This is a genomic window from Promicromonospora sp. NPDC023805, from assembly GCF_040639635.1.
Lineage (GTDB): Bacteria > Actinomycetota > Actinomycetes > Actinomycetales > Cellulomonadaceae > Promicromonospora.
Window position 1 is genome coordinate 264,542 of sequence record NZ_JBFAAH010000002.1, and the last position, 26,711, is coordinate 291,252.

The 26,711-nt window shown below is 70.3% G+C and carries 21 protein-coding genes, 1 tRNA gene and 1 riboswitch; of the genes, 8 read left to right on the forward strand and 14 right to left on the reverse strand.

Annotated elements, in window-relative coordinates; all coding sequences use genetic code 11:
* Positions 1 to 190: 190 nt before the first annotated feature.
* The 9 genes from AB0F70_RS04630 to AB0F70_RS04670 form a co-directional block, all read right to left on the reverse strand.
* A complete protein-coding gene (locus AB0F70_RS04630) occupies positions 191 to 2,737 on the reverse strand; it encodes a CHAT domain-containing protein (RefSeq protein ID WP_357443986.1) in 2,547 nt (848 codons plus the stop codon).
* Between the two features lie 73 nt (positions 2,738 to 2,810).
* The gene (locus AB0F70_RS04635; protein ID WP_357444075.1) at positions 2,811 to 4,355 is read right to left on the reverse strand and encodes a S8 family serine peptidase; all 1,545 of its coding nucleotides are present in this window, start codon (positions 4,353 to 4,355) and stop codon (positions 2,811 to 2,813) included.
* Between the two features lie 96 nt (positions 4,356 to 4,451).
* The gene (locus AB0F70_RS04640; protein ID WP_357443988.1) at positions 4,452 to 5,012 is read right to left on the reverse strand and encodes a hypothetical protein; all 561 of its coding nucleotides are present in this window, start codon (positions 5,010 to 5,012) and stop codon (positions 4,452 to 4,454) included.
* Complete coding sequence (locus AB0F70_RS04645; RefSeq protein WP_357443990.1) at positions 5,003 to 5,635, reverse strand: sigma-70 family RNA polymerase sigma factor; 633 nt, start codon at positions 5,633 to 5,635, stop codon at positions 5,003 to 5,005. Before AB0F70_RS04645 ends, AB0F70_RS04640 begins: the two co-directional genes overlap by 10 nt.
* Positions 5,636 to 5,911: 276 nt before the next feature.
* The gene (gene rplA, locus AB0F70_RS04650; protein WP_357443991.1) at positions 5,912 to 6,628 is read right to left on the reverse strand and encodes a 50S ribosomal protein L1; all 717 of its coding nucleotides are present in this window, start codon (positions 6,626 to 6,628) and stop codon (positions 5,912 to 5,914) included.
* A gap of 110 nt (positions 6,629 to 6,738) precedes the next feature.
* Positions 6,739 to 7,170 carry a 50S ribosomal protein L11 gene (gene rplK, locus AB0F70_RS04655; protein ID WP_357443993.1) on the reverse strand — a complete coding sequence of 144 codons (432 nt, stop codon included), beginning with the start codon at positions 7,168 to 7,170 and terminating at the stop codon, positions 6,739 to 6,741.
* Positions 7,171 to 7,244: 74 nt separating this feature from the next.
* A complete protein-coding gene (gene nusG, locus AB0F70_RS04660; protein ID WP_357443995.1) occupies positions 7,245 to 8,072 on the reverse strand; it encodes a transcription termination/antitermination protein NusG in 828 nt (275 codons plus the stop codon).
* Positions 8,073 to 8,318: 246 nt separating this feature from the next.
* Positions 8,319 to 8,564 (reverse strand): preprotein translocase subunit SecE, encoded by a 246-nt coding sequence (gene secE, locus AB0F70_RS04665; protein ID WP_357443997.1) that lies wholly within the window; start codon positions 8,562 to 8,564, stop codon positions 8,319 to 8,321.
* Between the two features lie 101 nt (positions 8,565 to 8,665).
* Positions 8,666 to 8,741: transfer RNA gene (locus tag AB0F70_RS04670), tRNA-Trp, on the reverse strand.
* A 290-nt stretch (positions 8,742 to 9,031) separates the two neighbouring features.
* Here AB0F70_RS04670 and AB0F70_RS04675 point away from each other — a divergent pair.
* Genes AB0F70_RS04675 through AB0F70_RS04690 form a run of 4 tightly spaced genes read left to right on the forward strand, consistent with a single transcriptional unit; the run spans position 9,032 to position 12,726 of the window.
* Positions 9,032 to 9,949: an ABC transporter ATP-binding protein gene (locus tag AB0F70_RS04675; protein ID WP_357443999.1), complete on the forward strand. Its 918-nt coding sequence runs from the start codon at positions 9,032 to 9,034 to the stop codon at positions 9,947 to 9,949.
* Entirely contained in the window at positions 9,949 to 10,827 is an 879-nt protein-coding gene (locus AB0F70_RS04680; RefSeq protein WP_357444077.1) for an ABC transporter permease, read from the forward strand. The genes AB0F70_RS04675 and AB0F70_RS04680 overlap by 1 nt, the downstream gene beginning before the upstream one ends.
* Entirely contained in the window at positions 10,817 to 12,118 is a 1,302-nt protein-coding gene (locus AB0F70_RS04685) for a sensor histidine kinase (RefSeq protein ID WP_357444001.1), read from the forward strand. The genes AB0F70_RS04680 and AB0F70_RS04685 overlap by 11 nt, the downstream gene beginning before the upstream one ends.
* Positions 12,115 to 12,726: a response regulator transcription factor gene (locus AB0F70_RS04690; protein ID WP_357444003.1), complete on the forward strand. Its 612-nt coding sequence runs from the start codon at positions 12,115 to 12,117 to the stop codon at positions 12,724 to 12,726. The genes AB0F70_RS04685 and AB0F70_RS04690 overlap by 4 nt, the downstream gene beginning before the upstream one ends.
* Before the next feature lie 33 nt (positions 12,727 to 12,759).
* Here AB0F70_RS04690 and AB0F70_RS04695 read toward each other — a convergent pair whose 3' ends face one another.
* The gene (locus AB0F70_RS04695; protein ID WP_357444005.1) at positions 12,760 to 14,682 is read right to left on the reverse strand and encodes a serine/threonine-protein kinase; all 1,923 of its coding nucleotides are present in this window, start codon (positions 14,680 to 14,682) and stop codon (positions 12,760 to 12,762) included.
* 183 nt (positions 14,683 to 14,865) lie between these two features.
* Between AB0F70_RS04695 and AB0F70_RS04700 the strand changes: the two genes are divergently transcribed.
* A complete protein-coding gene (locus AB0F70_RS04700; protein WP_357444007.1) occupies positions 14,866 to 15,939 on the forward strand; it encodes an adenosine deaminase in 1,074 nt (357 codons plus the stop codon).
* Between the two features lie 135 nt (positions 15,940 to 16,074).
* On the forward strand, positions 16,075 to 17,079 hold the full coding sequence (locus AB0F70_RS04705; protein ID WP_357444009.1) for a L,D-transpeptidase family protein: 1,005 nt from the start codon (positions 16,075 to 16,077) through the stop codon (positions 17,077 to 17,079).
* A 24-nt stretch (positions 17,080 to 17,103) separates the two neighbouring features.
* Here the strand turns inward: AB0F70_RS04705 and AB0F70_RS04710 are convergent, their stop codons facing one another.
* Both AB0F70_RS04710 and AB0F70_RS04715 read right to left on the reverse strand, forming a co-directional pair.
* Complete coding sequence (locus AB0F70_RS04710) at positions 17,104 to 18,297, reverse strand: UDP-N-acetylmuramate dehydrogenase (RefSeq protein ID WP_357444011.1); 1,194 nt, start codon at positions 18,295 to 18,297, stop codon at positions 17,104 to 17,106.
* A gap of 157 nt (positions 18,298 to 18,454) precedes the next feature.
* Positions 18,455 to 19,699 carry an MFS transporter gene (locus AB0F70_RS04715; RefSeq protein ID WP_357444013.1) on the reverse strand — a complete coding sequence of 415 codons (1,245 nt, stop codon included), beginning with the start codon at positions 19,697 to 19,699 and terminating at the stop codon, positions 18,455 to 18,457.
* Positions 19,700 to 19,811: 112 nt separating this feature from the next.
* Between AB0F70_RS04715 and AB0F70_RS04720 the strand changes: the two genes are divergently transcribed.
* A complete protein-coding gene (locus tag AB0F70_RS04720) occupies positions 19,812 to 20,942 on the forward strand; it encodes a LacI family DNA-binding transcriptional regulator (RefSeq protein WP_357444015.1) in 1,131 nt (376 codons plus the stop codon).
* Positions 20,943 to 21,001: 59 nt separating this feature from the next.
* Here the strand turns inward: AB0F70_RS04720 and thiC are convergent, their stop codons facing one another.
* Positions 21,002 to 22,786, reverse strand: a complete 1,785-nt coding sequence (gene thiC / locus AB0F70_RS04725; RefSeq protein WP_357444017.1) for a phosphomethylpyrimidine synthase ThiC — start codon at positions 22,784 to 22,786, stop codon at positions 21,002 to 21,004.
* Positions 22,781 to 22,886: riboswitch (TPP riboswitch) on the reverse strand. It overlaps the preceding gene by 6 nt.
* Before the next feature lie 171 nt (positions 22,887 to 23,057).
* Here thiC and AB0F70_RS04730 point away from each other — a divergent pair.
* Complete coding sequence (locus AB0F70_RS04730; RefSeq protein WP_357444019.1) at positions 23,058 to 24,341, forward strand: C39 family peptidase; 1,284 nt, start codon at positions 23,058 to 23,060, stop codon at positions 24,339 to 24,341.
* A gap of 98 nt (positions 24,342 to 24,439) precedes the next feature.
* Here the strand turns inward: AB0F70_RS04730 and AB0F70_RS04735 are convergent, their stop codons facing one another.
* On the reverse strand, positions 24,440 to 26,692 hold the full coding sequence (locus AB0F70_RS04735; protein ID WP_357444021.1) for a peptidoglycan recognition family protein: 2,253 nt from the start codon (positions 26,690 to 26,692) through the stop codon (positions 24,440 to 24,442).
* Positions 26,693 to 26,711 lie beyond the last annotated feature (19 nt).

Below are 26,711 nucleotides of genomic sequence, written 5' to 3' on the forward strand. Positions count from 1 at the left end.
CTCCTCGGTGACCCGATCGCCCAGGAGACTGGTACAGCGCAATTCGGAAAGTGTTAGACACCCGGCTTGTTCTGACGTCCGAAGCCGGTGTTGTTCTGGCGCATAGATTCTCCCGTCGACATGAACTCAGCTGCATGCGGAGTTCGACATACCGGACGCAAGGGATTATAGGGGCAATCCTCGACCTTAGTCAACGATTCGCAAGCCCTTCGACCGAGCTGAAGCAGACCAACGGCACCGGCTCGGCCACGTCTTTGAGGGCCGCCGCGAGCGCCGCCTCCGGGTCGTCACTTTCGCGCAGGTGAGCGTGCAGAAGCGGCATGACCCGGGCGGCGAGCTCGTCCGAGAGCTTGGCGACAGACGCGATGACCGCGCGGGCGCCCAGACGCAGGAGCACCGACGTCAGGCCCAGCACCTCGCCGCCGAGCACCTGGGTGGAGCCGCCGACCTCGCACGAGGACAGGATCACCACCGAGCCAGGCAGCGGCGTCCCGTCGAGCTCGTGGGCGAACAGCGGGCCGTCGGCGAGGTCGATGCTCGCGAACAGCGGGTTGTCCGCGTCGTGCTGGCCATGGGTGGCGAGGTGCACGACGTCGTGCGTGGCGAGCGCCGTGCGGACGTGCTCGGTGACGGCGTCGTCCCCGGTCAGCACGGTTGCGCCCGGCCACTGCCTGCCGACCGCCTGGACCTCCTCGGTGCCGTGCTGCACGCTGGGTCCCGCCGCTGCGAGCAGACGTCGCTTGCCGCTCGGGCGGGCGTGGGTGCGGCCGCGGGCGACGTACGAGTTGACGGCGGTGCGCAGGCCGCTGCGGGACGGGAGCGCGGTCCAGGGGACGCTGAGGAGGGGTTCGCGGGCAACGACGTAGAGATCGCCCTCGGCGCGGAGCGGGGCGAGGAGGATGTCGTCGAGCACCTTGAGGTTGCGCGCCAGGGAGGCGTTGGCGGCGGCTCGCAGGGGTGTGGGGATGAGGTCGTTGGCGGCCATGGCGAAGTCGGCACCCAGGCGGCGGACGCGTTCGGTCACCTCTTCTGCGGGGCCGAACGCGATGGTCTTCACGGTCTGGGCGTCCACCCGGACGCAGTGAATCATTCCGTCGATGACCGCGAAGTTCACCACCACGTTGGCGTAGTTGTCCCGCCGACTGAGTACGCGCTGCAACTCACTGGCGGTAGCAGGACGCTGCACTGCCCCCGCATTGCCCACATGCCGCCATGAACGCTCCCGGACCTCGTCCTGGATGCGTCGCGCCCGGTGAGTGAGGCGCTCGCGCTCTTTCGCCTCAGCCGCGCCAAGTTCCCGAGCCCTCGCGAGCAAGCCCCGCGCCTCGGTGAGAAGCGCGGCGGCCTCCGGATCGTCTGGCGGAGTGACTCGGCCGGTGCCTGCGAATGTCGCCCGCCCCCGTTCTAGGGCATCGAACAGGGCAGCCGGTTTTCCTGTGCCGACCGCGGCGTCGACGTCGATGCGGTTCAGGTCGACGCCATGAGTGGCCGCGGCTGTGACCGACTCGACCGAACCGAGCCGGCCGCGGTGATCGGCGAGCAGGCCCAAGCCTGACCGCACCGCACGCAATCCTCTCGCGCGGTCGCCCGTCGCGAACGCGAGCTCCGCGCGGGCCGTGTAGTGCTGTATCCGCATGGTCAGGGGCGCCGTCGTGAGGCCACGAGGCAGCTCAGCAAGCGTTTCACGAGCGGTATCGAGGTCGCCCGCTTGCAAGGACCACTGCGCCGCGACCAGGCGAGCAGCGTGGCCGGGATGTTGGCCCAGGATCGGGCCGGCCGCATCTCCGTCGCGTGCGGCATCGAGCGCCTGGCGGGCTCGGCGGCGGGCCACCCCTCGGGCGACCGTGCGGCTCCTGCGGGCGGGCGCGAGTGCTGCCTCCAGCTCCAGGACACGTGCGAGGGTGGCGCGGGCGCTATGGCCGACCTGCTCGTAATGTCGACGCGCAGTAACCGCAAGTGTCGCGGCCTCATCGAATCGGTGCAGGATCAGTAGGCATCTGGCGCGGTAGTACTCGGCCTCGGCCCGTTCAGGACGCAGACTGGAGGCTACGAGTTCAACTGCGGCGGAGCCAAGCAGCTTCTCAGCATCCGCAACCATTCCGCCTTCGAACAGCACCTCGGCGCGACCCAGTTGGTTGATTCCCGCCCCGCCGTCCCGTGCGACCTGGAGAGCCTCCTCCATGGCCGTCAGCGCTCCAGGCAGGTCTCCCAGCAAGTGACGGACATACCCGCTGTTGTGGAGGGCGAATGACCGGGTGCGCGGATTCCCGTCCTCCATCGCATGCAACTGGGCAGCTTCGTAGTCCTTCAGCGCGTCTTGCAGCCGTCCTGTCTGTGAGATCGCGTAGCCCCGATTGAGGTGATCGATCGCTCTGCTGCGGTGGTCTTCCGGGTCGTGCGACAACAGGGAAGTCGTGATCCGGTCGACTGCCTCGGCATACTTACCCTCTCGCAGGAGGAGGACCCCTCGCTGACCCGAGACCAGACCCACCAAGCCGGCGCGCACCCGCCCCGGTGCCGACAAGGCTTCCAGTTCGGCACGTTCCAGTAGCGCCAGGGTCCCCGGGCGATCAGCAGAGGTCTCGAACGACGCAAGAGCGAGCCCGAGCAGCACACGAACGGTAAGGCGCGCCTTGTGGACTCCGGTCTCACCTGAGACTGAAGGCGTAGCGTCGACTTCCAGCAGGAGCGTGCGGAACGCAGACAGCGCCTCGACCGGCCGCTTGCGATCGTTCAACGTTCGCGCTGACTCGTATCGCTGCTCGAGCCGCGACCAGTCCGCGTCTCCCACTCCGTCACGCTCCCCTGAATCACACGACTACAGGCACTCCCTCATAGAGCCCGTCCACGCCCGCGACTGCCGTCCACGCCGCAAGCACCTGTGACGCTATCGCAGGGTTGGAGGTCTGGCCTAGCAACTCCGACGCGGCCGAACGGTTCTGCAGCAGCTCGTTGGCCAGTTCTCCGGCCAGGACCGGTGCCGCGAACGACGTACCGCTCCAGAGTCCGAAGCCAGACACGAAGTTGTCGGGGTCGACCGTGTGGCGCATGCCGTCGGCGCTCGGCTCCGACTCCGCCGCTCCGTCGAAAGTTGTCGGCATGGCGCTGACCACCAGCGTTCCCGGCCGTACAGCGCTCACCCATGCTCCGTCGTTGCTGAACCTTGCAAGCGATCCATCAGGATTGCCGGCAGCGACCGGAAGAAGCGGGGTGTAGTCCGGCCGGATGTCCTCCGGAACCTGAGGAACCAGCCCGTCCGGCGTCCGCCGGACATGAGGTGCCCATGCCGCAGGATAGACAGGGCGCGTCGAGCCATCGTTGCCGGCGGAGACCACAACAAGCACTCCAGAGCGACGAAGGTCGCGCAGCCTTCCGCGGAGCACCCCGTCGTAGTCGCTGTCCGAATCGGTCTGCTCCGCGTAGTAGCCGCCGCTGAGCACCAGGACATCCACCGGGTGGTGGCCCGGGACTCCCGCGATCCCACGAAGATGGAACTCCAGCACCTTCTCGAGGGTGCGCGCTACGTCCCACTCGGACGCCTGCCCGTCGCCGCCGTAGATACGCACCGGGAGGATCGCCGCATCCGGGCAGACCTGGTGAACGACTCCGGCGATGAAGGTGCCATGCCCCGCATACGCGGCCAGAAGGGCCGCCTCGTCCCAACGCCGACCGCGGACCTCCGCGTCGTACAACGGCTCGTCCTCGACGCTCGTCCCGAGCGGGACGCCGTCCAGGGTGGCCCCTCGCAGAACCACCCGCGACGGTTCGTCGAACCACGGGTGCGCTCCGATCCCGGTATCCAGCACGGCCACCACCGGCCTTGGGACTCCGTCCGCCGTAACCAGCGGCGAGCTGCCCTCCGCGAGTACTCGACGAGGCGGAGGACCGTGGAACACTGCAGGGACGCGCTGGTTCGGGTCTCCGTGACCCTGCCATTGCTGATGCCCAGTCAGCACATGGTCCAGCGACATCCGCGTCCGGTGCTCGTCGTCAACGGCGTCAGCGACCTCGTCCAGCAGGTCCCACACGTCATCGGATGCGCCATCGTCACCCGCAGTAACCCTGAACACCATGCTCGGACGAGGCGTGAGCGGCTCGGCCACCGCTCTGGACGGCGCGTCATCCAGCACCGACTCTTCGAGCTGGAGGCCACGTGCACGGGCACGTTCGCGCACTGCTGCAACGAGGACATCAGCGGCGGCATCGTCCACACCGCGAACGATGAGACGGTCAGCCACATAGCGGGTAGGTGCGACACGGCCGCCTCGTCGCGGCGTTACTGTCGAAGGATCGAGGTCACGCGTTCTGCGCCAGACCCCGTCGTGGTCTCGGACACGCGACTCGGCCTCAGGCATGGGCTCACTCACAGCAGTACCTCTCCATCGATAGGCGCACTCGGCTAACCCCGCCGCGCCCCCACAGCCGGGTCAGAGATCCAACAGGTCAGAGATTCAAAGCTCGATCACCGGCGTGCTCACCGCACCGCCGCCGCCGTCGGTCCGGCGCACCACCAGGCTCGCGCGGCCACGCTCGACGGAGTCGAAGGCAAACCGGCCGTCCTCGTCGGACGCGACAGTGACGACGTCGGCCCCCGGTCGGTGCAGCTCCACGTCCAGCCCGGCCGCGGGAGCAGCCCAGCCGTCGATCCGTACCCGGCCACCAGCGGACGGAGACAGGCTGATCATGACGGTCAGCGAGTCGTGCGTGAAGGTGATCGTCTTCGCCTCGGCGGGCGCCGTGTCGTCTGCGCGTGCTGCGGCGGCGGCCCCCCGGACGCCTGCGAGCGGCGCGTCGAGATAGACGGCCTCCATCAGGTCGGCCTCCAGGCCGGCCAGCGTGATCGCGAACAGCGAGCGCTCCACGAGGTCGCTCGGCACCGGGTCAACCGCGTCGACCAGCTGGGCAAGACGGGTCAGCACAGCCCCGTCGTCGGCGTCGAGCATGCCCTTCGGGTCGTACGAGAGGTCCCCCACGGCCTCTTCGTCCTTGTTCGGTTCCGGCGTCACGTCCACGAGAAGTCCCCCTGCTCGTCGAGGATGGTCCGAAGCTTCGCCAAGCAGCGGCCACGAGTCGAGCCGATGGAGCCCATCGGCATTCCGATCGCCGCCGAGATGTGCCGGTAGTCCGGCCGGTCGGCAAGCGAAACCAGACGCAGCAGCTCTTGGCAGCGTCCGGGTAGTTGCTGGAGCGACATCCACAGGATGCGATCGCGTTCCTCGCGCAGGACCTCGTCATCCGGCAGCGGATCCTTCGCAGGAAGGGCCATCGGGTGCTCAGGGCTGTCGTCCGGGAGCTCGGTGCGGCGCTTCTCGTCGTCACGGTGCTTGCGCACGGCCTCCCAGGCGGCGCGCTTCGCCGTCACCAGGAGCCACTTCAGCACGGCCTTCGGCTCGGCTATCGAGTCGGCGTGACGCACGAGGGCGACCCAGGTGCTCTGCACCACGTCCTCGGCGGCGTCGTGCCCGACGCCCTGCGCGCGGACCGTGTGCCACAGGAGCGGTGTCGCCTCGCGGACCAGATCACCCAGTGCCTGGTGGTTGCCCTCGCGGTACTCGGTCAAGGCGATCGCAGCGCGATCGCCGAGCGTGAGCCCGGGCCCGTCGACGTCGGGCAGGGCCTCCCTTGATCCTGTCATTGCACCACGGGATTCTCTGCTGGCGGATGTTTCCACGTCCGATACCGAACGTGAACCACTTGGACCAACCGAGTCTACGGCCGAGCTTCCGGATCCGGGGAGGTAAAACATTGTGCCCATCAGGCACTCCCCTCTCGTCGGCGCGCGTCGGCTCGATGCCGCTCACATGACAAGAGGGGCGGGAGCCCGGTTCGATACATCGTGCTGAACCCAAATCAAGAAGGCCCGCACCCCTTGCGGGATGCGGGCCTTCTCGCGCTCAGGAGCGCACTCGGATCAGGCCGAGACGTCTTCCAGGAGCTTGGTGGTCTTGCTCTGGTCCAGCGGGATGCCGGGGCCCATCGTCGTGGCCATGGTCGCCTTGCTGATGTAGCGACCCTTCGACGACGACGGCTTGAGGCGGAGGACCTCGTCGAGCGCGGCCGCGTAGTTCTCCAGCAGCTGGATCTCCGTGAAGGAGGCCTTGCCGATGATGAAGTGCAGGTTCGCGTGCTTGTCGACGCGGAACTCGATCTTGCCGCCCTTGATGTCGGTGACAGCCTTGGTCACGTCCATCGTCACGGTGCCGGTCTTCGGGTTCGGCATGAGGCCGCGGGGGCCGAGCACCTTACCGAGGCGACCGACCTTGCCCATGAGGTCCGGCGTGGCGACGGCCGCGTCGAAGTCGGTGTAGCCGGCGGCCACCTTCTCGATCAGCTCGTCGCCACCGACCTCGTCGGCACCGGCCGCGCGGGCCTCCTCCGCCTTGGCGGCGTTGGCGAACACGATGACCTTGGCGGTCTTACCCGTGCCGTTCGGCAGGTTGACCGTGCCACGGACCATCTGGTCCGCCTTGCGCGGGTCGACGCTCAGCCGGAACGCGACCTCGATGGTCGCGTCGTACTTGACGGTGGCGGTCTCCTTGGCGAGACGGATCGCGTCCAGCGGCGCGTACAGCGTCTCGCTGTCGATCTTCTCTGCGGCGGCGAGGTACGCCTTGCTGCGCTTTGCCATGTTCTCTCTCCTTGTGGTCGTAGCGGGCCTGTCGGCCCTGCCACTGCGGTGACCGACGACGTCCGCCGGTCACCTCGTGCGGTCCGGGGCTGGAAGCAGCCCCGGGGGAATCACTCCGAGACGGTGATGCCCATGGAGCGGGCCGTGCCCGCGATGATCAGCGACGCGGCGTCGAGGTCGTTCGCGTTCAGGTCCGCCAGCTTGGTCGTCGCGATCTCGCGGACCTGAGCCTTGGTGATCGTCGCGACCTTGACCGTGTGCGGCGTGGGCGAACCCTTGGGCACACCGGCGGCCTTCTTGATCAGCTCTGCGGCCGGCGGGGTCTTGGTGATGAACGTGAACGAGCGGTCCTCGTACACCGTGATCTCGACCGGGACGACGTTGCCGCGCTGCGACTCGGTCGCGGCGTTGTACGCCTTGCAGAACTCCATGATGTTCACGCCGTGCTGACCGAGCGCGGGGCCGATCGGCGGAGCCGGCGTCGCGGCACCGGCGTTGATCTGCAGCTTGATGAGGCCGGAGACCTTCTTCTTCGGGGGCATGCGTTTCTACCTTCTGTTCAGTTGGGCCGACGCCGTGGGCGATGACCCGGTTGCAAATGCTGAGGGACGAACGGTCAGATCTTGGCGACCTGGTTGAACCCCAGCTCGACCGGGGTCTCCCGGCCGAAGATGGAGACGAGGACCTTGAGCTTCTGGGCCTCGACGTTGATCTCGGAGATCGAGGCGGGCAGCGTGTCGAACGGACCGTCGGTAACGGTCACCGACTCGCCGACCTCGAAGTCCACGTGGACCGGGGCCTTGCCACCGGTCGACGCGCCACCACCGGCGGCCGTCTGGCCCGCCTGCGACGGCTGCTGCAGCATGGACGGCGCGAGCATCGAGTAGATCTCGTCGAGGTTCAGCGGCACCGGCTGGTGCGTGTGCCCGACGAAGCCCGTGACGCCCGGGGTGTGCCGTACGGCGCCCCACGACTCGTCGGTCAGGTCCATACGCACGAGGACGTAACCGGGGATCCGCACCCGGCTCACGATCTTCTTCTGTGCGTTCTTGATCTCGGCGACCTCTTCCATCGGAACCTCGACCTGGAAGATGTAGTCCTCCATGTTGAGGCTCTGGATGCGGTTCTCGAGGTTGGTCTTCACGCGCTTCTCGTAACCCGCGTACGAGTGGATGACGTACCAGTCGCCGGACTGTCCGCGGAGGGTTCGCTTGAACTCCTCGACCTCGTCCACGATGACGTCACCGTCGGCGTCGACGGTGCGCTCGTCGGTGGCTTCGCCCTCGACCTCGCCCTCGTCCGTGGTCTCGGCGTCGGTGTCGACCGGAGTCTCGGCGTCCGCAGGCACGTCGGCGTTCTCGGCGTCCAGGGGCACGTCGACGGCTGCATCGTCGCCGTCGGTCGGCGAGACGTTCTCCGTCTGGTCCAGAGAGTCCTGGGACACGAAACGAACCTGCTTTCTCTTCGTGCGCCGGGGCTACGCCCGGCACGTGTGTGCGTACTTCTACGAGCTGTGTTCGCCCATTGTCGCGCGAAAGTGCCGCGAAGCGACAATCAGCAACAGGCGAGAACGGTCACAGCGAAGTACTGCGCAGCGTGCCCCATCTGCTTGTCCGGCGCACCCGGACCGACGTCGACCGTGGTCGAGATCGTCTACGGCCGCGTCAACGTGCCGTCGCGGACGACCGGATCAGCCGAAGACCCAGCCCGCGAGCATGCCGAACGCGTAGTCCAGCACCACCACGAAGAACATGACCACGACCAGGAAGACCAGCACCACCGTCGTGTACGTCATGAGCTCGGAGCGCGTCGGCGAGACGACCTTCTTGAGCTCGGCCACCACCTGGCGCACGAAGAGCACGATTCGGGCGAAGATATTGCCGTTGCCCTTGCTCGGACGCTCCGCAGCGCTCTGGATCACCTCGGTGTCGCTCACTGCTACCCCACTCCTGTGGCCCGGCGCGCCGGCTGGCGCGGACTGGCTTGCCAGGTCCACTCACGTGGGCCCGCTGCGCGCGGCCCCGCTGGGGTTCACGCTGGCAGGGTAGACAGGACTCGAACCTGCAACCTGCGGTTTTGGAGACCGCTGCGCTACCAATTGCGCCACTACCCTCTGCGTTCGATCCCTTGTCAAGTGTTCACACGAACCTCCGGAGAGGCACGCCACTTCAGGTGAGGATCGATCACCGAGGCACAACTGTACGGTACCCAACGCTGTAGGTCGAACCCGTTCCGAGCGACGGCGGCAGGGGTCTCGGCAGGGGTCTCGGCAGGCTCGACCAACGGAGTGCCAAAGGGTTCGCAGGGGCGGTGTCCATCGAACGGTGTCCATCGAACGGTGGACAGCAGGTGCAGCCGAACGGGCGTCCCGCCAGGGACGTCGGCGAGAGCATGCTCGACGGTATGCAGACATCCGACCCTCTGGCCGTGCGAGTACGCGGCCTCCGCAAGCGCTACGGCAACGCACGCGCCGGCTACAAGGACGCCGTCGCAGGTCTCGACCTCGACGTCGCCACGGGCGAGATCGTGGCGGTCCTCGGCCCCAACGGCGCGGGCAAGACCACCACTGTCGAGATCCTCGAGGGCTTCCGCGACCGCGACGACGGCGAGGTGGCGGTGCTCGGCGAGGACCCCCGGCACGCCGGACGCGCCTGGCGGGCCCGGATCGGCGTCGTCATGCAGGACTCGCGGGACATGAGCGAGCTCACCGTCCTGGAGAAGGTGCGGGCCGCCGCGGCGTCCTACCCGGACCCGCGCGACCCCGCGGAGGTCATCGCCGCAGTGGGGCTCGCGGAGAAGGCCCGGGCGCGAACCCGCGGGTTGTCCGGCGGGCAGCGGCGCCGGCTCGACGTGGCGCTCGGCATCGTGGGCAGACCAGAGCTGCTGTTCCTCGACGAGCCCACGACAGGGTTCGACCCGCAGGCCCGCAGGTCCTTCTGGGACCTCGTGACGAGCCTGCGCGACGACGGCACCACGATCCTCCTGACGACCCACTATCTCGACGAGGCGGCCCAGCTGGCCGACCGGGTGGTGGTCGTGCGTGACGGCGTGGTGGTCGCCTCGGGCACTCCCGAGACCCTTGGCGGCTCCGAGGCCCGCACACCCGTCGTCGCATGGGACGACGGCGACGTGCGGCGCACCGAGCGGACGGACCGGCCCACGGCCGCCGTCGCCCGGCTGATCGCGAGCGCCGGACCTGACGGCGAGGTGCCCGGCCTGGCCGTGACCCGGCCGACGCTCGAGGACGTGTACCTCTCGCTGATCGGCGAGGCACCCGTGGACGGCATCGATGTCGACGACCAGGGCAGGGAGGCGGCGTGATGGGCGCGACGGAGGCGACGGGTCTCGACAAGCTCGACCAGCGGAGAGGGGTCGACCAGCGGAAGCGGCTGCCCGGCGTGCTGCGGCTGGGGCTGGTGCGCGGCGGCGTCGAGCTGCTGCAGTTCGTCCGCGAGCGCGACTCGGTGGTCTTCGGGTTCGCCTATCCGATAGTCATGCTCGCGATCTTCGCGACGGTGTTCGGTGACGACGACCCGATCGTCGCCGGCGGCGTCACGGTCAGCTTCGCGCAGTACTTCCTGCCTGGCATGGTCGCGACGGGCGTCATGCTCTCGACGTACCAGACGCTCGCCATGTCGATAGCCGTCGAGCGGGACGACGGGACGCTGAAGCGTCTGCGTGCCACGCCGCTGCCCGCGACGTCGTACTTTCTCGGCAAGGTGTTCCTGTCGCTGGTCACCGTGCTCGCACAGACAGCGCTGCTGCTCGCGGTAGCGGCCCTCGCCTTCGGCGTCCCGCTGCCGGACGACCCGGAACGCTGGGCCACGTTCGCCTGGGTGTTCGTGCTCGGCACGGCGGCAGGGGCCGTGTGCGGGGTCGCGTACTCGTCGGTGCCCCGTTCCGGGCGGTCCGCGAGCGCGGTGGTGGTCACGCCGCTCCTGGTCCTGCAGTTCACGTCCGGCGTCTTCTTCTCGCTCAGCCAGCTGCCCGGCTGGATGATCGACCTGTCGTCCCTGTTCCCGCTCAAGTGGATCGCGCAGGGCATGCGGTCGGTGTTCCTGCCGGACGCCTTCGCCGCGGCGGAGCCGTCCGGGGCCTGGCAGTCCGGCGCGACGGCTGCTGTACTGGCGGCATGGCTGGTGGTGGGGCTCGTGATCGGCACGCGGACGTTCCGGTGGCGGCGGCACGATGACGGCTGACGAGACAGCGGGCGACGCGGCCGACCGGGACGAGGCGGACGGCGACCAGGGCCTGGAGCGCCTGTACGCCGGGTGGGAGGACCAGGTGCGGTGGTGGGACGCCGCGTTCGGCGTGATCGTCGCGCTGACCGCCGTCGCACTGGTGCTGGACGGGACGCGGGGAACGCAGCTCGCCGTCGCGTACTCGGCGATGGGCGTGATCGTGCTGGCCTACGTGCTGTGGGGTGCGCGGGCGGCCCGGACCCGGAACCAGCGGCTGGCCGTGCTGTACCTGGTGGTGCTGGTGGCCGGCACCGGGGTGACGGTGTCGCAGGGCGGCGTGGCGTCGCTCCTGCTGTTCATCGCGTTCGCGCAGGTGTGGATGCTCCTGGAGTCGATACGGCACGGCGTGGTCGGCTGTGTCGCGCTGACGGTCGCGGTGTCGGTCGGTATCTCGTCGCGGTACGCCTTCGACCTCGCGGTCATGGGCGAGGTGGTGCCGCAGATGCTGGTCACTCTCGTGTTCGCGATCGGGCTCGGGCTGTGGTTCCACGTGGCGATGCGCCGGGCGGAGGAGCAGGTGCGGCTGCTCGGCCAGCTGCACGCCACGCAGACGCAGCTCGCCCTGACCAGCCACGAGGCGGGGGTCCTCGCCGAGCGCGAGCGCCTGGCCCGCGAGATCCACGACACGCTCGCCCAGGGGTTCACGAGCGTGGTGATGCAGGCGCAGGCCGCGACGGCGGCCCTCGACGTCGGGGACGACGTCGCCGTGCGCGAACGGCTGCACGTCGTGGAGGACACCGCGCGCGACAACCTCGCCGAGGCCCGCGCCCTGGTGGCGGCGTTCGCTCCCGTGGCGCTGCAGGACGCGTCGCTCCCCCAGGCGCTCGGCCGGCTCGGTAGCCGGTTCGCCGAGGAGACCGGCCTGGCGGTAGCCGTGGAGACGGACCGGGTCGGGGCGCTGTCGCCGACCGTCGAGGTGGTGCTGCTGCGGGCAGCGCAGGAGGCGTTCGCGAACGTGCGACGGCATGCGCAGGCGCGCTCCGTCGTCGTGCGGCTGGGGCAGGCGGAGGGAGAGGTGACGCTCACGGTGTCCGACGACGGGCGCGGGTTCGACGCGGAAGCCGTCGACGGGTTCGGGCTGGCGGGGATGCGGGAGCGCCTACGGTCGGCGGGCGGCACGCTGGCGGTCGGGCCGGGGGACGACGGCGGCACCACGCTGTGTGCCCGTGTACCGGTCGACGGGCAGGTCGGCACTGCGGCACGCACCGCTACCGGAGAACACGAGAGGACACAGGGGGTGGCGGGATGATCCGGGTGCTGGTGGTGGACGACCATCCGGTGGTGCGGTCGGGCCTGGCGGGCATGCTGAGCGTCGAGGACGACCTGGAGGTGGTCGGCGAGGCCGCCGACGGGCAGGAGGCGGTGGCCCTCGCGGCGTCGCTGCGGCCCGACGTCGTCCTCATGGACCTGCGGATGCCGGTGCTCGACGGCGTGGCCGCGACCGCCGGGATAGTGGGCACCGGACCCCGCGTAGTGGTGCTGACCACCTACGACACCGACGCCGACATCCTGCGCGCCGTCGAGGCCGGGGCAACCGGCTACCTGCTCAAGGACACGCCCCGCGCCGAGCTGGTCGCGGGGGTCCGTGCGGCGGCCCGGGGCGAGACCGTGCTGGCGCCCAGCGTGGCGACCCGGCTGGTCAGCTCGGTACGCAGCTCCGCGGAACGGCCCTCTGCCCGAGAAGCGGAGGTGCTCGCGCTCGTGGCGCTCGGCCGGTCGAACGCACAGGTCGGACGCGAGCTGTCCATCACGGAGGCGACGGTCAAGACGCATCTCATCCGGGCGTTCGCCAAGCTCGGCGTCGCCGACCGCACGGCAGCGGTGACCGTGGCCAGGGAGCGGGGCTGGATCGCCTGACCGCCGGTCGCCGGACCGCCCCCGGGGAGCGGTCTAGCGACCCGCGCCGTCGGCGGGCGCCGACGGGTCGCCGCCCGCTTCTCCCCCGCCGGTCGGCTCGCCCGTCGGATCGACCGGCTCGTCGGAAGGCGTCACGTCCGGGCTCGGCGTCGGGGTGGGCGTCGGGGTAGGCGTCGGGGTAGGCGTCGGCGTCGGGGTGGGCGTCGGGGTGGGCGTTGGCGTCGGGGTGGGCGTCGGCGTCGGGGTAGGCGTCGGCGTGGGGGTCGGCGTCGGCGTGAAGTCGTCGTCGGTGTTGTCGGACTGACTCGGGACGGGCGACGACGAAGGTGTCGGCGTCGGATCGTCAGTGATCGTGCTGACGGTCGGCGTGGGCGTCGGCGTGCCCTGGCTGTTGAGGATGTTCGCGATCACCAGACCCGCACCACCGAACACGAGCAGCGCGAACACGATGATCGTGACCACGCGGCCGCGCCCGGTCGTCAGGGCGTGCCACCACTTCCGCTCCTCCTCCGGCACCGCCGGGTAAGGACCGATCGGCGGCCGCCCTACCGAGGGCGGCGCGGACACCATGGTCGGCGCCGCGCCGGGCGCACCATCGGCCCCGGCCGCGGTTGCCGCCCCTGCGACACCCGCTCCGACGGCCGCGGCGCCCACGGCGCCGACCATCATTGTCCGTTCGGTGCCCTCGTCGACCTGGCCCAGCTTCATGGTGCCCGAGCCGGCGCCCGCACCGAGGACCGGGTCGATCACCTCGGTACCACCGGCACCCACGCCGAGCTGCATGGTCTCGCCGCTGTTGCCCAGCCGGCCGGCGGGGCCGCCGAGCAGGATCGTCACGGTCCCGCGCATCGCCTCGGCAGTCGGGAACCGGCGGCCCGGGTCCTTGGCCATGGCACGCGACACGAGGCGGTCCACGGACGCCGGGACGGCAGCACGACGCGCCGAGGCCGCCGGTACCGGCGCGTTGACGTGCGCCCGCAGGACGTCCTCCGCCTGCGCTCGCTCGTAGGGCGCGTGCCCCGTGAGCGTGTAGTACGCGAGCGCACCGACGGCGTAGATGTCGCTGCGCGCGTCGAGCGGCTTGCCCCGGGCCTGCTCCGGTGACATCCCGATGACCGAACCGGCCACCGTCGCGCCGTCGCCGTCGCCGCCCGCGGGCCGGGTGAGCCCGAGGTCCAGCAGCCCGACGACGAACGTGCCGTCGGCCTGCTTGTCGACCATCACGTTGCGGGGCGCGACGTCGCGGTGCACGAGACCTGCCGCGTGCACGGCGCCGAGCGCCTCCAGCAGGCCGTCGATGATCGCCAGCGCGTCGCGCCAGGGCAGTCCGTGGTCGCCCGCGAGGTCGGACAGGGAGACGCCGGCCATCCGGTTCATGACCGTCCAGGGGACGGTCGCGCCCGCGACGTCGTCCTCGCCCGAGTCCAGCACCTTCACGACGCCCGGGTGGTCCACCAGTGCCGACGCATCGACCTCGCGCCGCAGGGAGTCGCGGGCGTTCTGGTCGTCGACCAGGTGAGGGTGCAGCACCTTGACCACGAGCGGCTGGTCGAGGTCGACCTCGGGCTCGGCCGGTTCGGCGTCCCCGGGAGCTGTCGTGGTTTCGGCGGCCGCGGTGTCGGCGTCGTCGGCACCGGACGTCTCGTCGTCGGACGTCTCGCCGGTTTTGGCCTCGCTCGTGCTCGCGTCAGCCTCGTCGGTTCGGGCCTTGTCGGTCCCGGTCTCGTCGGCGTCGGTCTCGTCGGCGTCGGTCTCGTCAGCGTCAGCCTCGCCGTCGGTGTCGCCGTCGTCGCTCGCCGCGGGCTCCGGGCCCGCAGGGGCCGCGACACGTTGCGCCTCGTAGACCGTGAACGTCGCACCAGTGCCGAGAACGTCGACCAGCTCGTACTTACCGCCGAGAACGACGTGCACCGAATGGTCTGCGGCGTTGTCCTCGATCGTGGTCTCTTCGTTCACTGGTTCACCGGTGTCCGTGGTTGCGCATCGAGTAAATCAGTCATTTCGGCTATCTGGGGCATGTTCTTCTCAGGATACGGAGCGGAGCGCACGCACACCAAAGATGGACGGCGGGATGTGTGAGTAGTGCGGAGTATCACGTTCCCGGCTGCCGCCGGAGCACCGCTTTGCCAGACTACGCAGATGCGCGACCTCGCACTCCTCCCCAAGGCGCACCTCCACCTCCACTTCACCGGATCCATGCGGGTGCCGACGCTCGTCGACATGGCAGCCGCGTACCAGGTGCGGCTGCCCGAAGCGCTCATCGACAACGACCCCCTGCGCCTGCCCGCCACCGAGCGCGGCTGGTTCCGGTTCCAGCGCCTGTACGACGCCGCCCGCGCATGCGTGCGCTCGGAGGCCGACATGCGCCGCCTGGTCGACGAGGCAGCGGCCGACGACGCCGCCGAGGGCTCCGGCCGGCTCGAGATCCAGGTGGACCCGACCTCTTATGCCCCGTTCGTCGGCGGCATCACCCCCGCCGTCGAGATAGTCATCGACGCCGCCCAGGCTGCGAGCGCCGCGCACGGCATCGAGGTGGGCGTGATCATCGCGGCGTCGCGCATGAGGCATCCGCTCGACGCGCGCACGCTCGCCCGGCTCGCCGCCCGGTACGCGGGCGACGGCGTGGGCGAGGTGGTGGGCTTCGGGCTGTCGAACGACGAGCGCCGCGGGGACACGTCGCAGTTCGGGCACGCCTTCGAGATCGCGCGCCGCGCCGGCCTCGCGGCAGTGCCGCACGGTGGCGAGCTGCTGGGGCCCGACCACATCAGCGAGGTCATGCGGGAGCTCGTTCCCGACCGGATAGGGCACGGCGTGCGCGCCGCCGAGGACGAGCGGCTCCTCGGCGAGATCGTGGAGCGCGGTGTGGCCCTCGAGGTGAACCCGGGCTCGAACATCGGCCTCGGCGTGTACAGCGAGGCGAGCGAGGTGCCGCTGCGCGCCCTGGTGGATGCGGGGGCGATGGTGGCGCTCGGCGCCGACGACCCGCTGCTGTTCGGGACGCGGCTCGTCGACCAGTACGAGATCGCGCGGAGCGCGCACGGCTTCACCGATCCGGAGCTCGCCGGGCTCGCGGCGTCGTCGATCCGGGCGAGCCGGGCGTCGTCGAGCACCAAGGCACGGCTCCTGGCGGCCGTCGACGCGTGGTTGCTAGCTCCTGATCCCGCTGACACCCTGGACGCGCTCCCCGCGGGCGGCACGATCACGATCGGGTGACGATCGGCCGACGCAACCATCGCGGACGCCCGCGCGTCAGTGGGAGATACAGGACACTCGCGAGGGGACGACGTCGTCTCGCGAGTGCGGTGCTGCTCCACCACCCCCAGAAGGTGCAGTCGAGGAGGAGTCACGATGCGGGTAATGCACGGCAAGCCGGCCCATGGTGTGGGCACGGCGGTCGGTAAGAGGGTCCTTGGCACGCTGGGCGCGGTCGCGCTGACCGTGGGCCTGCTGTCGGCCTGCGACGGCGGCGAGGAGCCACCTGCGGACACGGCGACGACGAGCTCGCCCAGCCCGGAGGAGAGCACCCCCGGTCCCGAGCCGAGCGCCGAGGAACAGGAGCCGGAGGCTTCGGCGAGCGAGCCGTCGTCCGAGCCCAGCGGCGACGGTGCTGACGAGAGCGACGGCACCGCGAAGCCAGGCGACGACAAGGGCGACGACGAGTCGTCCGAGGGTGACGGCACGTCACAGGGTGAGGGGAAGCCCGATGGCAAGGGCGGTGACAAGGACCCGAAGGAGGAGGAGCCCGAGAAGCCTGACTACATCGAGTACGGCGAGGTCAGCGCCCGGGTGGGCAAGCTGCAGCAGCGGCTGCAGGACCTCGGCTACTTCGTCACCTCTGTCGACAAGGCGTTCGGCGGCGAGACGCAGCAGGCGGTCTTCGCGCTGCAGAAGGCCGGTGGCCTGTACCGCGACGGTGTGGTGGGTGACGCCACGCGGAACGCGGCGGACGACGGCGTCGTGCCCAAGGCGCAGACGTCGTCGGGCAAGGTGCTCGAGATAGACATCGACCGGCAGCTCGTGCTGGCCGTCGAGAACGGCAAGGTCGTCAAGGTCATCAACGCGTCGTCCGGCAACGGGGAGACCTACGACGCGAAGGGCGCCACCTACACCGCGTACACGCCGCGCGGTTCGTTCGCCGTGTTCCGCGAGGTGAACGGGATGCACTCGTCGACGCTCGAGCTGGGCGACATGTGGCGGCCCAAGTTCTTCACGGGCGGCATCGCGCTGCACGGCTCGGCGTCGGTGCCCGCGTTCCCTGCGTCGCACGGATGCGTACGTGTGTCGAACGGCGCGATGGACTGGATCTGGGACACCTGGGGAGCGCCGTCGGGCACCCCGGTAGTCGTCTACTGACCCTCCCCGCGCCGAGGCGGTCGGTCAGAGGGAGACGCCTACCATCACCGTCTCCGGGACCAGGGTCACGCCGAACCGGTCGCGGACCCCGTCACGCACTGCCCGGGCCAGGGCCACGATGTCCTCGGCCCGGGCGCCGCCTCGGTTGGTCATCGCGAGCGTGTGCTTGGTCGACAGCCGCGCCGGGCTGCGCTCCCCTGCCAGGCCGAAACCCTTGCCGAAGCCGGCCCGCTCGATGAGCCAGGCGGCGCTGGTCTTGACGAGCGTCGGGTCGATCGCACCGAGGCTCGGGCCCGTGCTGGTCTCCGGCGTCGACGAACGGACCGGGTACCGAGGGGCGTCCTCGGGCAGGTGCGCGAGGTGCTCGACGGGGATCACCGGATTGGTGAAGAACGATCCGGAGTTCCAGCGGTCGTGGTCCGGCTCCGCGCCGAAGGGCGGGCGATCGAGCAGCATGCCCTTGCCACCACGCAGTCCCAGCACGGTCTCGCGGACTTCCCTCATCGGGGCGCGCTGCCCCACCTCGACGCCCAGACGACGGGCCAGCTCGCCGTAGCCCACGGGAGCCGACAGGGTGCCGAGGCGGAACTGGAACTGCACGTCCAGCACCACGTAGCGCGGCGACGGGTACCAGGGGGCACGCGGGTCCTCGTCCCGGCCCTCGCTGTGCATCGAACGCTTGAGCAGCGACGTGCGGTACCCGAAGTCCAGCTGCCCGACGGAGAAGGTGCGCACCCGCCGCTCGCCCCGGTCCCACGTGCGGACCAGCGAGACCACGCCGGAGAGCTCCTGGCCGTACGCGCCGATGTTCTGCACCGGGGCCGCGCCCACCGTCCCGGGGATGCCCGACAGGGACTCGACACCCACCCAGCCCTCGGCGACGGCGCGCTCCACGAGCTCGTCCCAGTTCTGGCCGGCCGGGGCGCTCACCACGGCGCCGCCACAGGAGTCGTCCGACTCGACGGTGATGCCGCTGCGGGTGTCCCGCACGACGAGACCGTCAAAACCTTCGTCAGCCACCAGCAGGTTGGAGCCGCCACCCACGACCAGCAGCGGCACACCGTCGTCGTCGGCGGTGCTCACCGCCTCGATCAGTGCAGCCTCTTCCTCGGCCTCGACGAACGAGGCTGCCGGGCCACCCACGCGGAGTGTGGTGAGGTCGGCGAGGCTTGGGGCCACCGCTTGCGCCTGGACGGTGTCTGCCGGGTATGGGCTCACCGTGCAAGCCTATCTACCTGTCGCGTTGGATTTGTGCACATCTTCGACATGCCGTGGGTGATGTCTGCCAATTCTGGAACCTTTTGGTGTCGGCGGACGTGTTCAGTGCTCGTCCTGACAGGCCCTGCCGCCGAAGCCGTCCGCTCGTCGCCCTGCACTACCTCTTCACACCGGCCGCGGTAGGCAGCGGCCGGACGGAGCGCGCCAGGACCAGCGCGAGCACCATGGGGATCAGGAGCACGAGCACCGCGAGGCGGTAGCCCGTCGCGTGCGCGACCAAGCCGATCAGCGGGGGCCCCACGAAGAACGCGGTGTACGCGATGGTCGAGACCGCAGCCACCCGCATGGCGGCACGCTTCGGCTCGTCGGACGCCGCGCTCATCCCCATCGGGAAGCCCATCGCCGCGCCGAAGCCCCACAGGCCGACGCCGACCAGGGCCAGCCACAGGACCGGGACCAGCGCGAACGTCAGCACGCCCACGAAAGCAAGCACCGCGGAGACCACCAGCACCGGCACGCGGCCGAACCGGTCGATGGCCCGCGTCCCGGCGAGCCGGGCGGCCGTCATGGCCGTGAGGAAGACGGCGAGGCCAGCGGCGCCCATGCCGTCGGACGTGCCGAACCCGTCCACCACCGCGAGGCCCACCCAGTCGTTGGCGACGCCCTCGGTCAGGGCGGCGGCGAGCACCACGAGCCCGATCGCCAGCGTGCGCGGCTCCCGCCAGGCGGCCAGCAGCCCCGTCATTCCCGACGACGGCGGCGTCACCTCTCCCGGGTCGGCGCCGTCCGCACTACCCGCCCCGGTCATCGCCGCGCCGTCCGGCAGCGCCGCCCCGACGACACTCGGGGAGAAGAAGCGGACCGCGATCACCACCGACAGGAGGGCCACCGCTCCCGCGGCCACGATGTGCCAGAGGACCGGGACGCCTGTGTTGGCCACCAGGATCCCGATGCCGGCGCCGACCACCGTGCCGAACGAGAACCCGGCGTGGAAGACCGGCATGATCGCGCGACCGAGGCGTTGCTCGACGGCGGCGCCCTCGAGGTTCATCGCGGCGTCCCAGACCCCGATGCCCACGCCGAACAGGATCAGACCGAGACGCACCGCGAGGTGCTCGCCCGTTGCGACGCCGTAGCCGGCCACGGCCAGGCCGGCCACGACGACGCACGCGAAGCCCAGGACCGTCCGCGCGGTACCGAACCGCTCGGCGACCAGGCCCGACAGCGGGATGGCGGCGACGGAGCCGATGGACCCCGTGAGCAGCAGCAGACCCATCTCCTGTTCGGAGAAGGAAAGCCCGTCCCGGACGGCCGGCAGACGTGATGCCCAGCTCGCGAAGGCGAACCCACTGGCAGCGAAGACGACGAAGACCGCACGAGCGGCGGCGTGTGCAGTAGGCACTGAACTCCTTGGTGCGATTGAATCTCCCGACCGTAAGCCACAATCTGGGACCAGCCCAGCAGATTCCTGGGCCCCGCACCACTGGTGCCGAGTGAGAGACAAGGAACCCGCGATGAGCCGCCAGAACGTACGACCGACCCTCGCGAGGGTCGCCGAGCTGGCCGGTGTCTCCGTCTCCACCGCGTCGCTCGCCTTTTCCGGCGCCGGACCGATCACCCCCGAGACCCGGGAGAAGGTGCTGGCCGCCGCACGCGAGCTCGAGTACTCCGGCCCCAACCCGCTCGGGCGACAGCTCCGGTCGGGACGGTCCGGGATCGTCGGTGTGGTGATCGGCGACCAGCTCGGCAGGTCGTTCCGCGACCCTGTCTCCACCCAGGTGCTGCACGGCCTGGTCTCCGCTATCGGTGAGCAGGGCCTCGGCGTGCTGCTCGTGCCGGGTATGCCGCAGGGCGCCACCACCCAGTCCATGGGGCTCGGCGCCGAGGCCGGGCTGCCGCCCGCCGTCGACCCGCTGGTCGAGGCCGCCGCGATGGACGTCGCGGTGCTCGTCTGGGGCACCCTGAAGGACGACCCGAACCTCGCCGCACTACAGCGCCGGGGGGTGCCCGTCGTGATCGGCGAGGGGAACGAGGTGTCCGGCGTCCCCGTGGTGAGCGTCGACGACCGCCGGGGCGCCGCCGAGGCGGTGCGGCATCTCGTCGAGCTCGGGCACACGCGGATCGCGGAGATCACGCTGCCGTTCGGGCGGGACGAGCGGTCGGGGCTGGTCGACGCCGACCGGCTCGCCGCCGCGGAACGCACGCCGACCCGCAACCGGCTGGCCGGCGTGCGGGACGTCGTCGAACCCGTCATCTCGTGGGAGACGCCGGCCTCGCTCGTGGAGCACGGCCGCGACGCCGCCACGGAGATCCTCTCCGAGTGGGCGCCCGCCCGGGACCGTCCGACGGCGATCATCGCCCACTCCGACCTGCTCGCCGCCGGTGCCGTGATCGCCGCCCGCGAGCTCGGGCTGCGGGTGCCCGAGGACGTGTCCGTGGCCGGGTTCGACGGGCTCGACCTGCCGTGGCTCTCCCCCGACGTGCTCACCAGCGTGCATCAGCCGCTCGTCGAGAAGGGCCGGGCGCTCGGCCTGGCCGTCATCGCGCTGCTGGCCGGCGAGGAGCCTCCATCCGTGGTGCTGCCCGTGACGCTGGTCGAGGGCACTACCTCGGGACCGGTGCCCGACCTCAGCGCGATGCCCTGAGCCGTCCCCCGTTGGTCGGGCTTGTCGGGACCTCGACAAGCCCGACCAACGGGCGGGTGTCAGGGACGGAGGGTTGGGGCCGGGAGGTAGACCTCGCCGCCCGTCTCACGGAACTCGGCCGACTTCTGGGCCATCCCCGCCGTCGCCGCGTCCGCGAGCGCCGTCTGGTGCTGTGCACCGCCGAACTCGTCGCGGATGTCCTGCGAGATCCGCATCGAGCAGAACTTCGGACCGCACATCGAGCAGAAGTGCGCGGTCTTCGCGGCCTCGGCCGGGAGGGTCTCGTCGTGGTACGCCTCGGCGAGCTCCGGGTCGAGCGACAGGTTGAACTGGTCCCGCCAGCGGAACTCGAAGCGGGCCTTGGACAGGGCGTCGTCGCGGTCGCGGGCGCCAGGGTGACCCTTGGCGACGTCGGCGGCGTGCGCGGCGATCTTGTAGGTCACCACGCCGGTACGGACGTCGTCGCGGTCGGGCAGGCCGAGGTGCTCCTTCGGCGTGACGTAGCAGAGCATCGCGGTGCCGTACCGGGCGATCTCGGTGGCGCCGATCGCTGAGGTGATGTGGTCGTACCCGGGTGCGATGTCGGTCACGAGCGGGCCGAGCGTGTAGAACGGGGCGCCGTCGCAGAGCTCCTGCTGCCGCTCCACGTTCTCGCGCACCAGGTGGAACGGGACGTGTCCAGGTCCCTCGACCATCACCTGGACGTCGTAGGCCCAGGCCCGCTTCGTCAGCTCGGCGAGCGTGTCGAGCTCGGCGAACTGCGCGGCGTCGTTCGCGTCGGCGAGCGATCCGGGCCGCAGGCCGTCGCCGAGCGAGAAGGCGACGTCGTACCGGGCGAAGATCTCGCAGAGCTCGTCGAAGTGCGTGTAGAGGAAGTTCTCCTGGTGGTGCGCCAGGCACCAGCCGGCGAGGATCGACCCGCCGCGCGAGACGATGCCCGTGACCCGGTCGGCGGTGAGCGGCACGTATCGCAGCAGCACGCCCGCGTGCACCGTCATGTAGTCGACGCCCTGCTCGCACTGCTCGATCACCGTGTCGCGGTAGATCTCCCAGGTGAGCGCGCCGGCGTCGCCGTCGACCTTCTCGAGGGCCTGGTAGATCGGCACGGTGCCGATGGGCACCGGCGAGTTCCGCATGAGCCATTCGCGCGTGGTGTGGATGTCGTCGCCCGTGGAGAGGTCCATGACGGTGTCGGCGCCCCACTTGGTGGCCCACTCGAGCTTTTCCACCTCCTCCGCGATGGAGCTGTGGACGGCGGAGTTGCCGATGTTCGCGTTGACCTTGACCAGGAACGCCCTGCCGATGATCATCGGCTCCGACTCCGGGTGGTTCACGTTGTTCGGGATGATCGCCCGGCCGGCGGCCACCTCGCTGCGCACCAGCTCGACGTCGCAGCCCTCGCGCACCGCGACGAACCGCATCTCGGGCGTGATCACGCCCTGGCGTGCGTAGTGCATCTGGGTCACGGTCCGGCCGGGGAGCGCCCGGCGGGGCCGACGTCGTTCTCCCTGCCACTCCTGGCTGGCGGCACCGCGGCGCAGTGCGCCGCGCCCGTCGTCGGCCAGTGCCCGATGGCGGCCGTCGTACTCCTCGGTGTCTCCGCGCGCCACGACCCAGGGTTCGCGGGCCGGCGCGAGGCCGCGGACCGGGTCGGAACCGGGGCCCTGCGTCCGGTAGACCCGGACCGGCTCGTTCGGGGCGCCGTCGGGCGACGGCGCCAGCGTGATCTCCGTGACCGGCACCCGGAGACCTGTGTCGTCCTGCGGTGTGCTGTACCCGCCGTCGTGCTCGTGGTCGCGCTCGTACTGGTAAGCGAGCGTGCGGGACTGGGACTTCTCCATCATGAGACTCCTGCTTCCTACGCCGGTGTTAACCGGACAGGTTCAACGGTCCCGGGCCGTACAGCCCGATCTCAGCCCCTGCGTGAGGCACCCGTGGGATCGCCGCCGAGGTTAGCACTGTCCGGCACTTTCCTTCTGCCCCGCCGCCCACCGTGATAAGCAAGGCCCGACGGCTCGCTCACCCCAGCAGGGAGCCCGGGACATGGAGGCTGGAATGCCGGTACGGAACAACCTGCGAACGAGGGCGTTCGCGTTGGCGGCTACGGGGGCTCTCGTGGTTCAAACAGGGATCGTGGCGGGTGCGGTGTCGGCGGCGGGCGCTGAGGTGAGCCCTACGGCGTCGGACAACCAGATCACCCTGACCTCGTGGGACGGGCGCCGGGAGCTGCTCGCGGGCGAACGCGACGGACTGCGGTTCGACGTCCACGGCGGGCTCATCCTGCCCCGCGGCGGTGACCTCGTGGACTACACGGACCCGTACGGCGACGGCACGCCCGTCACGTACGAGACCGGCACGTGGACCTCGCCCGTCGTCGAGACCGGGTACCCGATCAAGCAGGCCGTGCCCTCCTGGAACGCCGACACCCCCACGGGCACCTGGGTCGAGGTGGAGTTCCGCGGCCGCAAGGCTGACGGGGCCTGGACCAAGTGGTTCGTGATGGGCCGCTGGGCGTCTGGCGACGACTTCGCACCCGCCAACGGGCGCGTCGGCGACATCCACCGCACCTCCCTGAACGGCCAGGGCGACACCGACGCCGCCCTGTTCACCGACACGTTCGTCGCGAGGGCGGGCTTCGAGCCGAACGCGTTCCAGACCCGGGCCAGGCTGTACCGGCCGCAGGGCGCCAAGGTCTCGCCGCGCCTGGCGTCGGTGAGCACCATGACCAACGAGAACCTGCCCGACGAGCACTACACGGGCACCAGCGACTTCACGCTCGGGCGCGAGGTGTCGCTCGACGTCCCGCAGTACAGCCAGAACATCCACCGCGGCGAGTACCCCGAGTTCGGGGGCGGCGGCCAGGTGTGGTGCTCGCCGACGTCGTCCACGATGGTGATCTACTCCTACGGCCGCGAGGTGCCGGCCAAGGAGCTGGAGGACATCGTCGCGCCCAACGGCGACCCGCAGGTCGACTACGCCGCGATCAACACCTGGGACTACGCGTACGAGGGTGCGGGCAACTGGCCGTTCAACGCCGCCTACGCCAGCACGTTCGGGCTGAAGTCGTTCGTGACCCGGCTGCGCTCCCTCGCGGAGGCCGAGAAGTTCATCGAGGCGGGTATCCCGCTCACCTTCTCGATCAACTTCGACGAGGCGGAGATGCCCGAGGCGGGTTACAGCACCCCCGGGCACCTCGTCGTGCTGGTCGGGTTCACCGCGGACGGTGACCCGATCATCAACGACCCGAACAAGGCGAGCAACGACGAGGTTCGGGTCGTGTACACGCGGGAGAACTTCGAGCGGGTGTGGCAGACGTCCACCGACGGCGTCACGTACGTCTACCACCCGAAGAACGTGAAGCTCCCGAGCAACATGCCGGGCGTCACGCAGAACTGGTAACCCCAGCCCCGCGAAGTAGAACTGTGGCGAGATAGCTGTGGCGAGGTAGAACCCGAACTTCTGGTTCTACCTCGCCACAGTTCTGTCTCGCCCTGGTTCTACCTCCGCGGGACCTGCGTCGGGGCCGAGGTGTACGTCGCCGACGTGTAGCCGTCCGCGGAGACCGTCACCTGCACGGTGAGCTCAGCGCCCCGGTCGAGGCCCGTCACCAGGTACCGGTCACCCTTCGCCCAGCGCACCGGCTCGCCGTCGCGCAGCCATCGGTACTCCACGTCCACCTCGCCCGGGAGGTACGTGCCGGCGTCCGCGCGCAGGACCTTCCCCGGCTTGGCCCGGCCCTCGATGCTCGGCCCGGTCACGTCCGCCACCACGGGATCGTGGATCTCGACGTCGGCCGCGTTGACGAAGACGTGCCGGTGCGCCAGCCAGAGCTGGTAGTAGACGTCGTCGCCGCGCACTACCGTGCGGCCGCCCGGGCCCGTACCGTCGAACGTGGCGGCCCGGAAGTAGTCCGAGGCCACGTGGTCATCCGCCACCGCGTAGGTCTGGTCCACGCCCACCCGGTACTCGATCGGCGTGACCGGCTGCACCGGGACGCCCGGGTGCTCCTCGTAGGCCGCCGCCTCCGGGTAGGCCCTGCCGAAGACCGGCGCCGGGGCGTCGCCCGCGACGGTGACCGTCTTCGCCGTCGCCGGCACGACCACCGGACGCTCGGCCGGGTTGTGCAGCCAGGCCAGCGAACCGGCCCACCACACGCCCAGCCAGTCACCCTCCACCTGGTCGACGACGAGCTTGTGCCCCGACTGCACGCGCGCGCTCACGTCGCTCGCGTACGTGGTCCCGTTCGACCCGTCCGGCTTCCAGCCCGGGTCCTTCGCCAGCGGCGCGTCGGCCGACGGCGACTGGTGCAGGTACCGGAAGTTCGTCCCGGCACCCGCTACGCACGCGCCCGAGCCCGGCGACGCCTGCTCGCAGCCCGTCACGGTGTTCGGGTTGTCGACGTACCCCGTGCGCACCTCGACCACGTCGCCCGGCGTGACGTTCGTCGTCGTCTCCAGGTCACCGCCGATGGGGGCGCCGAGCAGCTCGAAGTAGTGGTCCCAGTCCCAGTAGGGGCCCGGGTCCCAGTGCACGTTCTTCGTGGACCCGGGCAGGGTGCCAGGCACCTGGTCGTGCCCCATGACGTGCGCCCGGTCGAGCGGGATGCCGTGCTCCGCCGCCAGGTACCGGACGAGGTCCGCCGACGCCTGGTACATCGCCTCCGTGTACCAGGCACCCGTGCCGGCCCAGCCCTCGTGCTCCAGGCCTATGGAGTGCATGTTCATGAACCAGTTGCCCGCGTGCCAGCCGACGTCGGCCGGGTCGAGGTGGTTCGCGACGTGCCCGTCCGAGGAGCGCAGGGTGTAGTTCCACGCCAGGTAGGTCGGGTCCTGCACCAGGTTCACCGTGGGCTGGTAGGCGGTCTCGGTGTCGTGGATCAGTATGTAGTCGAGCGACGGGCCACCGTCGCCCGTGCGATCCGCCTGGCTGTGGTTGCCGAATCTGTCGGTGTTGTCGGGCAGGTCCGGGGATGCCTTCTCGTAGGGCGCGGGCAGCCACTCGCAGCCGAGCTCTTCGGGGCAGTCGGTCTCCGGGTCGCTCGTGCTGGAGGCCCGCGGCACGGCGACGTCCCGGTTACCCGTGAGGATCGCCGCCCCGTCGGCGGGAGTGGTCGCGCCCGCGCCCTCCCTGAGGATTGTGTACACCCGTGTAGCGAAACCCTCGACATCACTCATGCGGGACACTGCGTTCTCCCACTCCCCCAGGCTGGCCGACGTCGTCCCGGCCGGCTCGGCGTCGACGGCACCGTCGCGTATCGCCTGGGCCTGGTACGACGCGAGCAGCGCCGCGCCACCGCACACGTTGGCCCGTGACTCGGACTTCAGGGTCTCCTCGCTGAGTCCGGTGAGCCGGGCCGCCAGGACGAGCTCGGGAGTGCCCTCGCGCGCCGGGCCCTCCTTGTCGATGATCTCTGACAGCGGAAGGCCGTCGCCGTGCGCATGGCCGGGCGCGTGGTCGCTCGCGAGGTTGAACACGCCGTAGCCGCCGTCGGCACTGACCTGGCCGGCGTGCTGGTCCCAGCGCGACTCCATGTAGGACACGGCCTTGAGCAGGTCCTGCGGCACTCCGGTGGCCTCGGCCGCCGCCGAGAACGCCTCGTCGAGCGAGCCCGCGGCAAGGACGGCGGTGCACGCGACCACACCGCCGTCGGGCGCGGCCGCCGGGGCGGCGTCGGCCGCCGAGAGCGGTATAAGTGGAAGAAGCAGCCCGGCCGCTGCGGCCAGGGCTGTGCTGCGCCGTCGTGACGTCACGCGGAAATCCTCTCGTCGG

Excerpts from the sequence above, each read along its gene's own strand:
- AB0F70_RS04705 (WP_357444009.1), top strand. The coding sequence starts at position 16,075 with ATGCGGGTAATGCACGGCAAGCCGGCCCATGGTGTGGGCACGGCGGTC.
- rplA (WP_357443991.1), bottom strand. The coding sequence starts at position 6,628 with ATGGCAAAGCGCAGCAAGGCGTACCTCGCCGCCGCAGAGAAGATCGAC.
- AB0F70_RS04675 (WP_357443999.1), top strand. The coding sequence starts at position 9,032 with ATGCAGACATCCGACCCTCTGGCCGTGCGAGTACGCGGCCTCCGCAAG.
- AB0F70_RS04690 (WP_357444003.1), top strand. The coding sequence starts at position 12,115 with ATGATCCGGGTGCTGGTGGTGGACGACCATCCGGTGGTGCGGTCGGGC.
- AB0F70_RS04645 (WP_357443990.1), bottom strand. The coding sequence starts at position 5,635 with ATGACAGGATCAAGGGAGGCCCTGCCCGACGTCGACGGGCCCGGGCTC.
- AB0F70_RS04680 (WP_357444077.1), top strand. The coding sequence starts at position 9,949 with ATGGGCGCGACGGAGGCGACGGGTCTCGACAAGCTCGACCAGCGGAGA.
- thiC (WP_357444017.1), bottom strand. The coding sequence starts at position 22,786 with ATGATGGAGAAGTCCCAGTCCCGCACGCTCGCTTACCAGTACGAGCGC.
- rplK (WP_357443993.1), bottom strand. The coding sequence starts at position 7,170 with ATGCCCCCGAAGAAGAAGGTCTCCGGCCTCATCAAGCTGCAGATCAAC.
- AB0F70_RS04635 (WP_357444075.1), bottom strand. The coding sequence starts at position 4,355 with ATGCCTGAGGCCGAGTCGCGTGTCCGAGACCACGACGGGGTCTGGCGC.
- AB0F70_RS04685 (WP_357444001.1), top strand. The coding sequence starts at position 10,817 with ATGACGGCTGACGAGACAGCGGGCGACGCGGCCGACCGGGACGAGGCG.
- AB0F70_RS04700 (WP_357444007.1), top strand. The coding sequence starts at position 14,866 with ATGCGCGACCTCGCACTCCTCCCCAAGGCGCACCTCCACCTCCACTTC.
- AB0F70_RS04720 (WP_357444015.1), top strand. The coding sequence starts at position 19,812 with ATGAGCCGCCAGAACGTACGACCGACCCTCGCGAGGGTCGCCGAGCTG.